Source organism: Devosia yakushimensis (assembly GCF_030159855.1).
GTDB lineage: Bacteria > Pseudomonadota > Alphaproteobacteria > Rhizobiales > Devosiaceae > Devosia > Devosia yakushimensis.
The window spans coordinates 2678474-2692062 of the sequence record NZ_BSNG01000001.1; the positions used below are offsets into that span (position 1 = coordinate 2678474).

The 13589-nt window shown below is 64.6% G+C and carries 12 protein-coding genes; all 12 read left to right on the forward strand.

Features of this window, described 5'->3' with window-relative positions:
- Window positions 1-9 precede the first annotated feature (9 nt).
- Window positions 10-2223 carry a glycosyltransferase family 2 protein gene (locus QQL79_RS12955; protein ID WP_284391450.1) on the forward strand — a complete coding sequence of 738 codons (2214 nt, stop codon included), beginning with the start codon at window positions 10-12 and terminating at the stop codon, window positions 2221-2223.
- Window positions 2220-3041, forward strand: a complete 822-nt coding sequence (locus tag QQL79_RS12960) for a polysaccharide deacetylase family protein (RefSeq protein WP_284391453.1) — start codon at window positions 2220-2222, stop codon at window positions 3039-3041. The genes QQL79_RS12955 and QQL79_RS12960 overlap by 4 nt, the downstream gene beginning before the upstream one ends.
- Entirely contained in the window at window positions 3038-4750 is a 1713-nt protein-coding gene (locus QQL79_RS12965; protein WP_284391456.1) for an SEL1-like repeat protein, read from the forward strand. Before QQL79_RS12960 ends, QQL79_RS12965 begins: the two co-directional genes overlap by 4 nt.
- The gene (locus tag QQL79_RS12970; RefSeq protein WP_284391459.1) at window positions 4747-6300 is read left to right on the forward strand and encodes a tetratricopeptide repeat protein; all 1554 of its coding nucleotides are present in this window, start codon (window positions 4747-4749) and stop codon (window positions 6298-6300) included. The genes QQL79_RS12965 and QQL79_RS12970 overlap by 4 nt, the downstream gene beginning before the upstream one ends.
- A gap of 322 nt (window positions 6301-6622) precedes the next feature.
- Window positions 6623-7723 (forward strand): ABC transporter substrate-binding protein, encoded by a 1101-nt coding sequence (locus QQL79_RS12975; protein ID WP_284391462.1) that lies wholly within the window; start codon window positions 6623-6625, stop codon window positions 7721-7723.
- Between the two features lie 32 nt (window positions 7724-7755).
- Window positions 7756-8784 (forward strand): FecCD family ABC transporter permease, encoded by a 1029-nt coding sequence (locus QQL79_RS12980; RefSeq protein WP_284391464.1) that lies wholly within the window; start codon window positions 7756-7758, stop codon window positions 8782-8784.
- A complete protein-coding gene (locus QQL79_RS12985) occupies window positions 8781-9539 on the forward strand; it encodes an ABC transporter ATP-binding protein (protein ID WP_284391467.1) in 759 nt (252 codons plus the stop codon). The genes QQL79_RS12980 and QQL79_RS12985 overlap by 4 nt, the downstream gene beginning before the upstream one ends.
- On the forward strand, window positions 9536-10129 hold the full coding sequence (locus tag QQL79_RS12990; protein WP_284391470.1) for a hypothetical protein: 594 nt from the start codon (window positions 9536-9538) through the stop codon (window positions 10127-10129). The genes QQL79_RS12985 and QQL79_RS12990 overlap by 4 nt, the downstream gene beginning before the upstream one ends.
- Window positions 10126-10740 (forward strand): hypothetical protein, encoded by a 615-nt coding sequence (locus QQL79_RS12995; RefSeq protein WP_284391474.1) that lies wholly within the window; start codon window positions 10126-10128, stop codon window positions 10738-10740. Before QQL79_RS12990 ends, QQL79_RS12995 begins: the two co-directional genes overlap by 4 nt.
- Before the next feature lie 2 nt (window positions 10741-10742).
- Window positions 10743-11246 (forward strand): hypothetical protein, encoded by a 504-nt coding sequence (locus QQL79_RS13000; RefSeq protein WP_284391477.1) that lies wholly within the window; start codon window positions 10743-10745, stop codon window positions 11244-11246.
- A gap of 218 nt (window positions 11247-11464) precedes the next feature.
- The gene (locus QQL79_RS13005) at window positions 11465-12301 is read left to right on the forward strand and encodes a MurR/RpiR family transcriptional regulator (RefSeq protein WP_284391479.1); all 837 of its coding nucleotides are present in this window, start codon (window positions 11465-11467) and stop codon (window positions 12299-12301) included.
- 123 nt (window positions 12302-12424) lie between these two features.
- Window positions 12425-13552, forward strand: coding sequence for an ABC transporter substrate-binding protein (locus tag QQL79_RS13010; protein ID WP_284391481.1), 1128 nt, complete (start codon window positions 12425-12427; stop codon window positions 13550-13552).
- Window positions 13553-13589: the final 37 nt, after the last annotated feature.

The window sequence follows — 13589 nt, forward strand, 5'->3', positions numbered from 1 at the left end:
GGTGCTCTCATGTCCGAGCCTGTCGCCGTTTCCGCCATTGTCTGTTCCCACTCCAGTGGGCGCGCCGGCATGTTGCGGGCCGCGCTGGACTCGCTGCGAGCCCAATCGGCACAGCCCTGCGAGATTATTGCCGTCATCGATCACAATGACAGTCTGCTGGCGACGATAGCCGCCCAGTTCCCCGATATCCGCGTCCTGGCCAATAGCGGGCAGCAGGGACTTTCCGATGCGCGCAATACCGGCATAGCAGCGGCGCAAGGCGAGGTCGTAGCCTTTATCGACGACGATGCCCTGGCCGATCCCGACTGGCTGAAGCGGCTCTGCCGCCATTATGCCGACCCTCATGTCATGGCCGTCGGTGGGCATATCGTGCCGATTTGGCCCCGGGGGCGGCCGACCTGGTTTGCTGAGGAGTTCGACTGGGTGGTCGGCTGCAGCTATCGCGGTCAGCCCGCCGTGCTCGGCGATATCCGCAATCTGATTGGCTGCAACATGTCGTTTCGGCGAGCGATCTTCGCGCGGATCGGGGGGTTCTCGGTCGATCTGGGCAGGGCCGGCAATGATGCGGCGGGCTGCGAGGAAACCGAATTGTGCATTCGCGCGCGCCAAGCCTTTCCACGCTCGCGTATTCTCCATGATCCGGAAGCGCGGGTATCGCATATCCTGGCGGAAGCACGAACCAGTCGGGCCTATTTTCATACCCGCTGCCGCGCCGAGGGGCGTTCCAAGGCCCTGGTCGTGGACAAGGCCGGAACAGAGGACGGGCTCTCCAGCGAACGAGCCTATGTGACTCAAGTCCTGCCCAGGGGTGTGCTGCGCGGCCTGGCCGACCTGGTTCTGCGTCGTGACCCCTCGGGACCGAGGCGAGCCTGGACGATCCTGACCGGCCTTGCCCTGGTCTCAGGCAGCTATATGGCCGCGCACCGACGCCGCACCGGCAGCCCGCCGACGCCGGCTGACTTTCTGCCAATCCGGATCATGGATGTGGAACTGTCCCGACCGGTGCCGGCCATTGATGCCGTTGACGCTGATGGGACGCCATTGGGCGGCGTCTTCGCACTGGTTCGAGACCAGGGCCGTCCGGTCGATGTCGTGGAATTCCCGCTTTATGGCGAGACGATCACAGCCGAGCGCGCCGGAACGCTGTTTGCTACCGGCACTCATGCTGCGGCGCCGGCTTCGACCGGCGCGATCGAAACCTTGCCCTTCGCCAGGGTCATTATCGCCACTCGCAATCGAACCGACGCATTGTCGCGATGTCTGGATTCCCTGCTGGTTCAGAATTACCCCGGTTATGAAATTGTGGTGGTGGACAACGCGCCCTCGACCAGCACCACAAGAGACCTGATCGCCCGGCGCTACGGACCGGGCGGTCGGGTCAATTACCTGCTGGAAAGCCGCCCCGGCCTTGGCCATGCCCATAATCGCGGCCTGGCCGATCTCACCGCCCCGATCGTCGCCTTCACCGATGACGATGTAATCGTGGACCCGCAGTGGCTTGGTGCCATTGCCGCCAATTTCGCCCGGGACACGCAGGTCGGTTGTGTCACCGGACTGATCCTGCCCGCCGAACTCGACACAAGGGCCCAGTATTGGACCGAGCGGCATGGCGGTTTTGGCAAGGGCTTCGCACGCCGCTGTTTCGACCTGGCGGAAAACCGGCCGCGGGATATTCTCTTCCCCTATGCGGCCGGGTCGTTCGGCTCTGGCGCCAATATGGCGTTCAGCCGCACGGCGCTCGAGCGCATTGGTGGCTTCGACTCGGCCCTGGGCGCGGGAACGCTCGCTAAGGGCGGCGACGATCTGGCGGCCTTCTCCTCCGTGGTGAAAGCCGGCTTCCGGCTGGTCTACGAGCCGGGCGCCATTGTCTGGCATCATCACCGGCGCGACGATCAGGGCATGCGCAACCAGGCCTATGGCTATGGGGTGGGGCTGGGTGCCTATCTCACCAAGACCCTGGTGGACGATCCCCCGGCTGTGCTGCATTTCGCGCGCGCCCTGCCCCAGGCCGCCACCCATCTGCTCAGCCCCCATTCCGGCAAGAACAGCCGACTTCCACCGGACTATCCCCGCGATCTGCAGTGGCGGGAACGGCTGGGCATGCTGGCGGGGGTAAGGGCCTATTTCCGCAGCCGCTCTTCCTTGCGCCGCTACAACAGGGAAATTGCATCGCCTCCCGCGCCCACTGCCGGTCCCTCCCACATCATTGGCGGCCAGCCATGAGCCCGGTGCCGATCCTGATGTATCACAGCATCGACAATCTGGGCGCCGCGCCCTATCGGCGCTGGGTCGTGTCGCCAGAGCGGTTTAGACGCCAGATGGCGGTGCTTGCCGCCGGTCGTTATTGGCCATTGACGATGCAAGAGCTGGCTGAGTGCCTGGCGCGTCATCGCCCGCTGCCCCCGCGCAGCATCGCCATTACCTTCGACGACGGTCTCGGCGATTTCGCCTGCAATGCGCTGCCCGTCCTTGAGCATTTTGGCTACAAGGCAACCCTTTTCGTGGTCGCTGGCCGGGTCGGGAAAACCGCCGACTGGCTCGAACCATTGGGCGAGGGCCAGCGCCCCATGCTGGATTGGGCCACGTTGCGCGACCTGGCGGCGCGCGGCATTGAGATCGGCGCCCATACCATGAGCCATCCTCAGCTCGATATCCTGCCCCCTGCGCTGGCCAGGCAGGAAATTTTCGAGAGCAAAGCCGTGCTGGAGGGGGCACTAGCGCATCCGATCAGAGCCTTCGCCTATCCGCATGGCTATGCCAGCCCGGCCATCCGCGGCCTGGTGGCGGCGGCTGGGTTCAATACTGCCTGCCGCGTGCGGCATGCGCTGAGCGCCACCAGCGAGAATCGTTTCGCGCTGTCCCGCATCATCATGACCGAGGATGTCAGTGATGCTGGCCTAGCCACCCTGCTGGAGGGGCATGGCCTGCCGGTGGCGCCACCCGTGGATCGGCTGGTATCCTCCGGCTGGCGCTGGATCCGGCGCGTCGATCGTGCAATCCGGCCCGCCGTCGGGCCCGCATGGCGGCGGGGGGTGTCATGAGCCCCGGCCTGAACGCACAGCGGCTCTCCCTGATCCGCGCCGCCCTCACCTATTTCGCCTTGATGGCCGCCCACGCCACCGCATCGGCCGCCGAACTTCCCCCGCTATCTCCGCAAGACGTTGAAATGGTCGAACGCCTGCAATTGTCCGGTTCAATCGGCACTGCCCTGCTGCAATTGGGCGATCTTTATCGGGATGGCGAAATCACCGCCGCCGACGGGCAGCGCGCATTGGGCTATTATATGCGCATGGCTGGTTCCGCCGATCCCTCGGCGATCACGGCCGTGCTGCCGGCCAATGGCTTCATTCGTGAAAATGGCAGGGCCGAGGCCAATGGCCAAGCGGCGGCCGAAATTTATACCGAGGCACTCTCGGTTGGGCAGGCCGATGCGCTGCTGCGGCTGGGCGACCTCTATAGTGACGGCGATGTGGTGCCGCAGAACCTGCCCGCAGCATTCGACTATTACTGGCAGGCGGCAAGCTCGGGCAGCGACACGGGCAAGTTGCGGATCGGGGAAATGCTCATCACCGGGTCGGGGGCGGACCGGGATGTCGTGACCGGTCTGGCGCTGGTGCAGGAAGTGGCGCATGCGGGCAATCCCAATGGATTGATCGTGCTCGGCGACCTGCTGGTTGATGGCCGGCTGGGGGCGACGGATGCAGCTGCCGCCATTGCCAATTATGAACAGGCTGGGGATCTGGGGCGTTCGGATGCGTGGGTGCGGCTGGGCGATCTGTTTCGCAACGGCAACGGCATAGCCAAAGATCCGGCGCGGGCGCTCGGTTACTATCGGCGCGCCATGGATGCGGGCAATCTTGCCGGCACGTTGCGCTTTGGCGAACTGCTGATCCGGGGCGAGGGCATCTCCACCGATATCCCGCGCGGTCTGCAGCTCATCAACGCCGCCGCCCAAGACAATAATGTCGACGCCTTCACCCTACTTGGCGACATCTATAGCGGCCAGGCGGGTACTGCCTTGCCGGTGGATTTCGCGCTGGCCTTTCAGCACTACCAGCGCGCCATGGATGCCGGCAGCGACAGTGCCAAGCTGCGGCTCGGAGAAATGATGGCGCGCGGCCAGGGCGTTGCTCAGGACCGGGCGCGTGGCCTGCACCTGCTTGGAGAGGTTGCCGCGGCGGGAAATGTGCGCGCCTATCTCACGCTAGCCGATATCCAGCTCGACGCGGCCGCCGGGCCAATCGACGTGCCCGCGGCGATCGCTGCCCTCGAGCATGCCGGCGATCTGGGCGATCCGGTCGCCTTGCTGCGCCTGGGCGACCTGATGAGCAATGGACAGCTCGTCGCCGCCGAACCTGCAAAGGCTCTCGAATTCTATCGCGGTGCCATGGCCGCAGGCAGTCAGACCGCTCAGCTTCGAGTGGGGGAAATGTTGGCCCGGGGCGAGGGGGCGCCGAAGGATTTTGCCGGCGGCACCGCACTGGTGCGCCAGATCGCCATGGGCGGTAACGCTTCGGGCTATCTGCTCCTGGGCGATCTGCTGGCTGGCGCGGTGGAGCCTGACGGAGCCACTGCCGTGGCTGCCTATGAACAGGCCGCAACCCTGGGGCGGAAGGATGCGCTGCTGCGTCTGGGCGATCTCTACCGGGACGGAAAGATCGTGGCGCGGGACGGACAGCGGGCCGTCGCCTATTATCTGGAGGCCGCGGCGGCGGGGCCGACGCCTTCGTTGCCGGAGGCCGGCCGGTGAAAGCTCTGCTGGCGATCGGCCTGTTGGCGTTCGGCCTGCTGCTGGCGGCGCCGATTGTGGCGCAGCCGAACCCGGCCGTCAGCGGCAATACGGACGAAGACTTGCTCCGGCGCGCCGATGCCCAATTGCGACTGGCGGAAGTGTTCGAGCAGGGCGAGGGCGTTGCCGTCGACCTAGTGCGCGCGCGGCTGCATTACGAGCAGTCGGCTCATGCTGGCAGCGACACGGCCAAGCTCCGGCTTGGACAGATGCTGGTCGCCGGGCTAGGTGGCCCCCGGGACACCTCCCAAGGATTGCGGCTGATCCGCGTCCTTGCCGGCGCGGGCAATATCAATGCTCAGACCTTGCTCGGCGACCTGCTTTCCGGCGGCACCCTGGGCTATGTCGATGCCGATGGTGCTATTGCCGCCTATCAGCAGGCCGCCCATGGCGGCAGCGTTGCCGCTATGGTCAGCCTGGGCGACGTCTTCCGCTCCGGCGACATTGTCCCGGTCGATTTGCCAAAATCCTTCGATTACTACGCGGCCGCTGCCGCCAAGGACAGTGCCTCGGCCAAACTGGCCGTCGCGGAAATGCTGGCTGGCGGACAGGGCGTTACCCAGGACGTGGCGTCCGGCCTGGCCACGCTGCGCATCGGAGCTGCCAATGGCAATGGCGATGCCGCCATGGCGCTGGGCGATCTCCTGCTTGCCGGAGACGTTGGCCAGATCGACGTGGCCGGGGCCGTAGAGGCCTATGAAACAGCTGCCGCGGGAGGGCGAACCGATGCTTATCTGCGGCTGGGCGAGCTGTTCCGCGACGGCTATTACATCAGGCGCGACGCCGAACGCGCCGTCGGCTATTACCGCATGGCGGCCAATGCCGGGGAGAGCTTCGGCCTATACGCTTTGGGCCTGGGCTATCTCGATCGCGATTTCGACGCCTTGGGTTCCAGCGCCGAAGGCATGGAGCTGGTGCAGCGGGCCGGCGCGCAGGGCAACCAATATGCCGTGACGGCGATTGCCGGGAGCTATCTCTTCGGCCAAGGGGTCGACGCCGACATCGAACGGGGCTTGGCAATCCTTACAGCAGCTGCCGCTGCAGGCAATCCGGCCGCCGCGCTGGATCTGGTCGCCATCTATCGCGACGGATTGCAGAGGAACGGAAAGTCCTTGCTGCGCCGCCGCGAGCAGATGGCTCTCCAAGTGCTGCAATCGGCAAAGGACCGGCTGGATCGCGGCTCCTATCTCTACCAGACGCTGCTGCTCGACGCCGCCCCGTCCGGGTTCGCCGATTCGGAAAAAGCCATCGGCCAGCTCGCCGAACTGTCACTGCGGGACCGCCGGTCGCTGGTCGTCCGGCTGCTTGCCGTGAACCCCAATGCCTTCGTCGCCCTGGTCCAGGTGCGCCTCAGAGACCTTGGATACCTGAACACCCGGGTCAATGGCCGGCTCAACCGGCAGACGATCCGCGCGATCAACGCTTACTGCCGTTTCAAGGCCGCCCAGGACATCTGCCGCCCGGGACCATTGAGCATGGCCACGGCCCAGGTCCTGTCCTCGGCCTTCTAGGGCGCACCGCGATGGTTCGCCATCGAATGCAGGATCGTCGGCCTGACCCCGCTTTTGATCTGGCATGGATCGGTCGAACTCCTGAAAGCTGCCATTCCCTTCGAGACCGGGGCGGCGGCCGAAAAGGAGGAAGCAGATCGCAAAGCGCATTGAGTTGCCGTGTCGCAGAGTTCGACGTTTGGCCAACGAACAAGGCGATCAATAGTTTAGACTATTTCTAAACTGCATTGAATTTCATTGACATCTCCGGCCACATAAGGTGACAACGCTAATCATATTTTTGGTCGCTGTCACCACCGGCGGACAATTGGAGAGCATTCAGATGAAGTCGCAACGGCCCCGCGTCCCCCTCATTCCCGCCGCCATAGCCTGTGTCCTGGCCATGAGCCCGGCGGTAATTCCGGTGTTCGCCGAGGACATCGTCGTTACCGATCATGAAAACCGCCAGGTCGTGCTAACCGCGCCTGCCGAACGAGTGGTTACCATCCCGATGCCGATGGCATCCGGTGTCATCGCGCTCAGCGGTGGTGCCGACACGCTGGTCGGGCTCAATCCGCTGTCGCTGACGGCCATCCGCGAGGGCATTCTGGGCAAGATCTTCCCCGACGCCCTCAATATTTCCGATGCCGTCACCGGTACCGACTTCGTGCCCAATGTCGAGGCGCTGGCCGAGGTCAATCCGGACCTCGTCATCCAGTGGGGCGGCCGCGGTCCCGAGATCGTCGATCCGCTGGTCAATGCCGGTCTCACCACGCTGCTGATCAAGTATGGCACCGAAGAGCTGACCCGCGAATACATGACCATGGTGGCCACGGCGATCGGCAAGCCCGAGCGCATCGACGCACTGGTCGCCTGGCGCGACCGCGTGCAGCAGGAGATCGCCGCCAAGACGGCCGGCATCGCCGAAGCCGATCGCCCCAGCGTGCTCTATCTCGGCCGTTCGCTCTCCGACATCACGGCGGCCGGCAACAAGGGCCAGTACAGTTCCTGGTATATCGAGCTGGCCGGCGGCAAGAACGCCGCAGCCGAGCTGGATGGCAGCGTCTCGATCAACCGCGAGCAGATTGCCCAGTGGGACCCCGAAGTCATCCTGCTCAACAGCTTCGAGCCGGAACTGGACGTGAGCTGGGTCTACGATGATCCGATCCTCTCGCTCACCAAAGCGGCGCAGAATCGCCGCGTCTACAAGATGCCGCTGGGTGGCTATCGCTGGGATCCGCCGAGCCAGGAATCGCCGCTGACCTGGATGTGGCTGGCCGAGCTGCTGCATCCGGACCTGTTCAACTACGACCTGCGCGCCGAAATGACCGCGGCCTACAAGACGCTCTACAATTACGAGCTGACCGACGAGGACATCGACGGCATCATCTGGACGGCCCAGCAGGGTACCGGCCTCGGCTACGACCAGTTCGCGGTCAACTGATCGTGACAGCGCTTGCTGAGGAAGCGGGGGGCGTGGCCTCCCGCCGCTGGACCCGGACGGCGCTGGCCTTCACCCTGTTTCTGGCGGCCCTTGCTATCAGCATCGTGGTCAGCCTTTGCGTCGGTCGCTATTCGGTATCGGCGCTGCGCGCCCTCGAAATCCTCGGCACGGCCATCATGCAGCCCGGCCGCGTGGTCGAGACCATGGACGAGCGCATAGTGCTGCTGGTCCGGGCCCCGCGGGTCATCATCGCCGCCATGTCGGGGGCCGCGCTCGCGACGGCCGGTGTCGCGCTGCAGGGCGTGTTCCGCAATCCGCTGGTATCGCCCGAAGTGCTGGGCATTTCGCAGGGCGCCGCCTTTGGCGGGGCGTTGGCGATCACCATGGGCATTTGGGGAGTGCCGCTGCTGCTGGCGGTATTCGTCGCCGGCTTCTTGGCCCTGATCCTGGTGGGCCTCTTGGCCCGTATTGATGGCCGTACCGAGATCATCACCGTCATCCTCTCCGGCATGGTCATCGGCTCGCTATTTTCCGCCTTCGTTTCTCTGCTGCAGTTTATCGCCGATCCCAACAGTTCGCTGCCCGCCATCGTCTATTGGCTGATGGGCTCGTTCGCCACCGCCACCTGGGACCGCGTGCTGGTGTCGGCGCCAGGCCTATTGGCCGGCATGGGCCTGCTCTGGGCGCTACGCTTCCGGCTTAACGTGCTGTCGCTCGATGACAGCGAAGCCAGGAGCCTCGGCGCGCATCCCGATCTGGAACGCTGGCTGGTCTTCGCGCTGGTGGCGCTGATCGTGGGCTGCCAAGTAGCAGTCTCCGGTATTGTGGGGTGGGTCGGGCTCGTCATCCCTCATGCCGCGCGTCTCATTGTAGGCTACGACCACCGCCGGCTGCTGCCGGCGACGGCTGTGCTCGGCGCTGCCTTCATGGTCACCATTGATACGCTCGCCCGCACTGTCACCGCCGCCGAAATTCCGCTCGGCGTGCTGACGGCCATCGTCGGCGCCCCGGTCTTCGCGGCTCTGCTGCGCCGGCACTACCGCGAAAGGGAAGCAAAATGATCGGTCTCACCAACGCCACGGTGCGCTTCGGTGCGCGGACCGTCCTCGACGGGCTCAGCTTTGCCGCGCCCAAGGGCCGCAGCATTGCCATTCTCGGGCCCAATGGTCGTGGCAAGACCACGGCGCTACGCGCCATGCTGGGCTTCCAGCCATTGCATGGCGGCACTCGCACAGCACCAGCTATCGTTGGATACGTGCCGCAATATGCCTCAAGTAACCAAAGCTATGGCGTGCTCGACGTCGTGGTCATGGGCCGCGCCGCTGGTCTCGGCCTATTCGGCCAACCAAGGCCAACCGACATGGCGAAAGCCCGCGCCGCGCTCGATCGGGTCGGTGCCGCGCGCTTCGCCGGGGAGCGCTTCGACCGCCTGTCCGGAGGTGAGCGCCAACTCGTGCTGCTGGCCCGAGCGCTGGCGACCGGATCGGATGTGCTGGTGCTGGACGAGCCGGGCTCGGCGCTCGATCTGCACAACCAGCAGCGGCTGCTGGCATTGCTGGACGAGCTCCGCAGGCCGCGCGACCGCGCCATCATCTTCACCACGCATGATCCCAATCACGCGCTCGCGGCGGCGGACGACGCCCTCCTGATGATGCCCGATGGACCGGCGTTGTTCGGACCGGTAAGCGAGACTGTGGTCCCGGACCATCTCGAAAGGCTCTATGGCGTGCCGATGCGGCTGGTGCAGCTGCTTGGTGCTGACGGGTCGGCGCACCGGGCCGTGCTGCCTGCCTTTGCCGGAATGCGTGCCGCATGACCGTCCTGCTGATCCACTCGCACTATGGCGCGGCGCCACAGGGCTACGCCGCCGATCCCGGTGTGCTGGTTGTCCGCGAACGCGAGCTGACCGCCGGGCATTTCGCCGCCGCGACGGGCCTCCTCACCACGACCCATCTCGATCAGATCGGCCTGCTGCAGCACCAGCCCGCCCTGCAGGCCTTGCTGGATCGTGGCGGCCGCTGGTTCTTCAACGGTCATATCCTGCGCGAATTCGTCGAAGGGCTCGGTCGCTATGTGCCCCTGCACCAGCCCCGGCGCGCCGACCTCGCGATGACGCGTCTCTTCGAGCATCCGATCTTTGTCGGCATCGAGCAGCGCTCGCTTGAGGAAAACAAGGGGGTCGCGGGCTTTTATGGCCGCGGCCATAACCCACTGCCCGACGGCGCGCAAGCGGTCAACGGCATTGGCCCAAACTTGGTGCCCATCGATTGGGACTGGGCTCTGCCAGCCGGCGGGCGAATGTTCTCCCATGCCGGCAACGATCTCGGTGGCATGGGTGGCGAGAGCGGCGATGGCGCTCTGTTGACCCGGCGGATCATTGCCTGGTGCCGGGGCGAGCTGCCATGAGCATTCTGGCCATCCATCCCGGCGCCTATTACCACATCGAGAGCTTCGAGAGCCCCCGTTACGCGCAGCATTTCGACCAACTGGTTCGTCCCGAGGACCTCGCCTCGGTGCGGCTGGAAGACCATGCCGTGGTCCTCATCCCCTGCCGCACGCCGGCCGACCGGATGGTTCAGCATCAGGCCCGGTTGCGCGCCTATCTTGATCAGGGCGGCACTATCGTCACCACCGGCGAGAGCGAGTCGCAACTCTTCCTTCCCGGTATCAGCTTCACGCCGCAGCCGACCAATTTCTGGTGGTGGCTCACGCCAGGCGCCGATCTCGGCGTGCGCATCGCCGCACCCGGCCATGCTCTGTTCGAACGGCTCGCGCAGCGCGACCTCACCTGGCACCTGCATGGCTGGTTCGATGTGCCGGCGGGCGCCGAAGTGCTGGCGGTCAACGAGAGCGGCAAGCCCATTCTCTATGTCGACGAGGTGACCACCGCCGGCCGTATGGTGATCACGAGCCTCGACCCCTTCTTTCATCACGGCAGCCATTTCATGCCGGCCACCACACGATTTCTCGATGGCTTCCTGCCTTGGATGCGGGAAGCCCTGGACCGCAAGGATTGACCATGGCCACCAGACTGCATGTCCGCGAAGCTGGGCAGGACCTCCTCTACAGTTTCGCCGATCTGCTCGCCTATCACGGCTTCGGCTTTCCCGGCGGCGTCGCCCACGGCTTCAAGGTGCTGGAGCGCGCGCTGCCGCTATTGGCCGATGGTGAACCGCCCGAGCGCCGGGAAATCGAGATACGCACCGCCTTCCGCGGCCCGGGCGCGCGCGACGCCTTCGAGATGGTCACCCGCTCGCTGACGGAGAGCCGATATGTGGTGGATGCTGCGCTGGAGCGCCCGGAACGCGGCGAAACGCTCGCTCGCTATGTGTTTGTGTTGAGTTACCGAGGCACCACCGTCCGCCTGCAGATCCGGCCCGGCCTCGTGCGTGACGAGTTCATCGCGCTTGGCCGCAAAACTGACCGCACGGCGGAGGAAGATGTCCGGCTGACCTACCTCAAGCAGGAGATGGCCGAACGGCTATTGGCAATGCCGGCGACCGAAGTTTACGACGTCACCTAGGTCTATTAAGGGAACGACCAGGTTGGCGATTGTGTCGGCTGTTTGGGTCGGCAGAGACTTTCGGCATATTGAGCTGAAGGTGCGGTGAGCTTTGCACCTTCCGAGGCTGCCGGTCCGTCTTGCTCACCTTTGACATCTTTTTGCATGATAACTTGCACAAATTTTATTTCTTGCAAGTTTTCATGCATCACCTTATGGTGCTGATAGTGGAGGGGCGCATGTCAGTTCTGGAGCGCGTCAAGGAAGCGGCCGAGACGCTTACACCGGCCGAGCAATTGCTGATCAAGCAGGTGATCGCCAGCCCGCGCGACATAGCGCTGGGCACGGCGAGCGGGCTGGCTCAACGCATCGGCGTACATGAAGCAACGGCCTCACGCCTCGCCAAAAAGCTTGGTTACCCTAACTATGCCGGATTCCGCGCCGCGATCCAGGAAGAATTTATCGTCCGCACCGATCCGGCCACCCGCGTGCGCAATACACTTCAGCAAACCAGCGAAGCCGGACTGATCACCGATCTGGTCAGTCGCGAGATCGAGGCGTTAGCCGGACTGCAGCGCTATGTCGATGATGCAAAGCTGTTGTCGGCCGCCCAACCCCTGCTCAGGGCGCGTCGTATCTACGTCTTCGCCCGCGGCAATGCCGAGGCATTGGCCGTACTGATCGACCGCCGCCTGCGGCGCATGGGTCGCGACACCATCATGCTTGCCGGCGAGGGCCGCGACCTCGCCGAACAAGTGCTGGGCATGAACGGCGATGATGCCATCGTCGCCTTCGCCTTTCGCCGCCAGCCCACCCATTACGCTGCCCTGCTCAATCACGCCCGCGCCGTGAACGCGACGTCGGTGGTCATCTCCGGCAGCGTCGGCCCGTCGCTGGTGCCTGCGGGGGATCATCTGTTGTTTGCCCCCCGCACGGGCTCGCAGGATGCGTTCCAGACCCTCACTATTCCTATGGCGATCTGCAATGCGCTGGTGCTGACCATGGCCAAGGAAGACCCCAAGGCTTCGCTGCAATATCTCGAAACCCTGGGCCAGCTCATCGACGCCTTCGACTAAAGGGCATGCAAGGGAGGAATTTTGCACGCCCAATCTCTGCAAGTTCACATGCATGTTGCAAATATAATGCAAGCACATGTGCATCCATAGGGCGCATGCAGCGCCATTCCTGAGGAGGAAATGATGGACAAAAAGACTTTGCTGCTTTCGACCACCTTGCTGGCCTTGGCCGCGCCAGCCTACGCGCAATACGATCCAGCGCTCGATGCCATGACAGCCGAGGAACTACTGCCGCTCGCCCAGGAAGAGGGCACCGTCACGGTTTACGCCTTCACCAGCCGCATCGCGGCAGTGGAAGCCGCCTTCGAAGCGGCCTATCCCGGCATCGACATGGTCAGCCACGACATGAGCTCAACCGAGCAGATCACCCGGCTCAAGGCCGAAGCGGCGGCCGGCATTGCCAGCGCCGACGTCGTCTATATCTCGGACGCGCCCGTCGTCTTCGCCGAACTTCTGGGTCCGGGTCTGGTCACGCCCTATGTTCCGCCTCGCGTCGTCCCCCTGCTCGACGCCAATGAACGCGAGCCGCTTCTGGCCCAGCGCCTCTCCACCAAGGTGCTGATGTATAACGAGGAAGCCAATCCCGATGGCGCGCCGGTCAGCAATCTCTGGGAGCTGACCAGCGAAGACTGGACTGGTCGCGTGATCATGGTCGATCCGCTGCAGCGCGGCGACTATCTCGACCTGATGACGGAGATCGTGCTGCGCTCCGATGAAATGGCCAGTGCCTATGAAGCCCAGTTCGGCCAAGCCATCACCCTCGATGACGGGGTGGAAAATGCCGGTCAGCAATTCATTGTCGACCTCTTCGAAAACGACCTCATCCTCGTCTCCTCGACCGACGACGTGAACGCCGCCGTCGGCGCCCTGGGCCAGGCCAATCCGCCGGTGGGCTTCACCTCCTATTCCGACCGCCGCGACAATGAAGACGAGGGTTGGGCCCTGCAGGTCGCCAACGATGTCGTGCCGTCCAATGGCATCATCTTCCCAGCCGTTCTGGCCGTATCGGCCACCGCGACCCACCCGGCCGCTGCGCGTCTGGCCATCGACTTCCTGATGGGTGACGACAGCGAAACGGGCGGTGAAGGTTTCAAGCCCTTCTATGTCGCGGGCGACTACGCCACCCGCAGCGATATCGTCAGCCACCCCGATGCGGTGCCGCTCGATCAGTTCAACGCCTGGTCGATCGATCCGGTCGCGACGTCCAACCTGCGCCAGGAAGTGGGCGACCTCGTGCTTTCCCTGCAATAGTCCCTGCAACGGCTCCCGGCATTGCCGCCGGGAGCCA

Bases quoted from the DNA above. Each gene is read 5' to 3' on its own strand.
- QQL79_RS12955 (WP_284391450.1), top strand. From the start codon at position 10: ATGTCCGAGCCTGTCGCCGTTTCCGCCATTGTCTGTTCCCACTCCAGT.
- QQL79_RS12960 (WP_284391453.1), top strand. From the start codon at position 2,220: ATGAGCCCGGTGCCGATCCTGATGTATCACAGCATCGACAATCTGGGC.
- QQL79_RS12965 (WP_284391456.1), top strand. From the start codon at position 3,038: ATGAGCCCCGGCCTGAACGCACAGCGGCTCTCCCTGATCCGCGCCGCC.
- QQL79_RS12975 (WP_284391462.1), top strand. From the start codon at position 6,623: ATGAAGTCGCAACGGCCCCGCGTCCCCCTCATTCCCGCCGCCATAGCC.
- QQL79_RS12985 (WP_284391467.1), top strand. From the start codon at position 8,781: ATGATCGGTCTCACCAACGCCACGGTGCGCTTCGGTGCGCGGACCGTC.
- QQL79_RS12990 (WP_284391470.1), top strand. From the start codon at position 9,536: ATGACCGTCCTGCTGATCCACTCGCACTATGGCGCGGCGCCACAGGGC.
- QQL79_RS12995 (WP_284391474.1), top strand. From the start codon at position 10,126: ATGAGCATTCTGGCCATCCATCCCGGCGCCTATTACCACATCGAGAGC.
- QQL79_RS13000 (WP_284391477.1), top strand. From the start codon at position 10,743: ATGGCCACCAGACTGCATGTCCGCGAAGCTGGGCAGGACCTCCTCTAC.
- QQL79_RS13005 (WP_284391479.1), top strand. From the start codon at position 11,465: ATGTCAGTTCTGGAGCGCGTCAAGGAAGCGGCCGAGACGCTTACACCG.
- QQL79_RS13010 (WP_284391481.1), top strand. From the start codon at position 12,425: ATGGACAAAAAGACTTTGCTGCTTTCGACCACCTTGCTGGCCTTGGCC.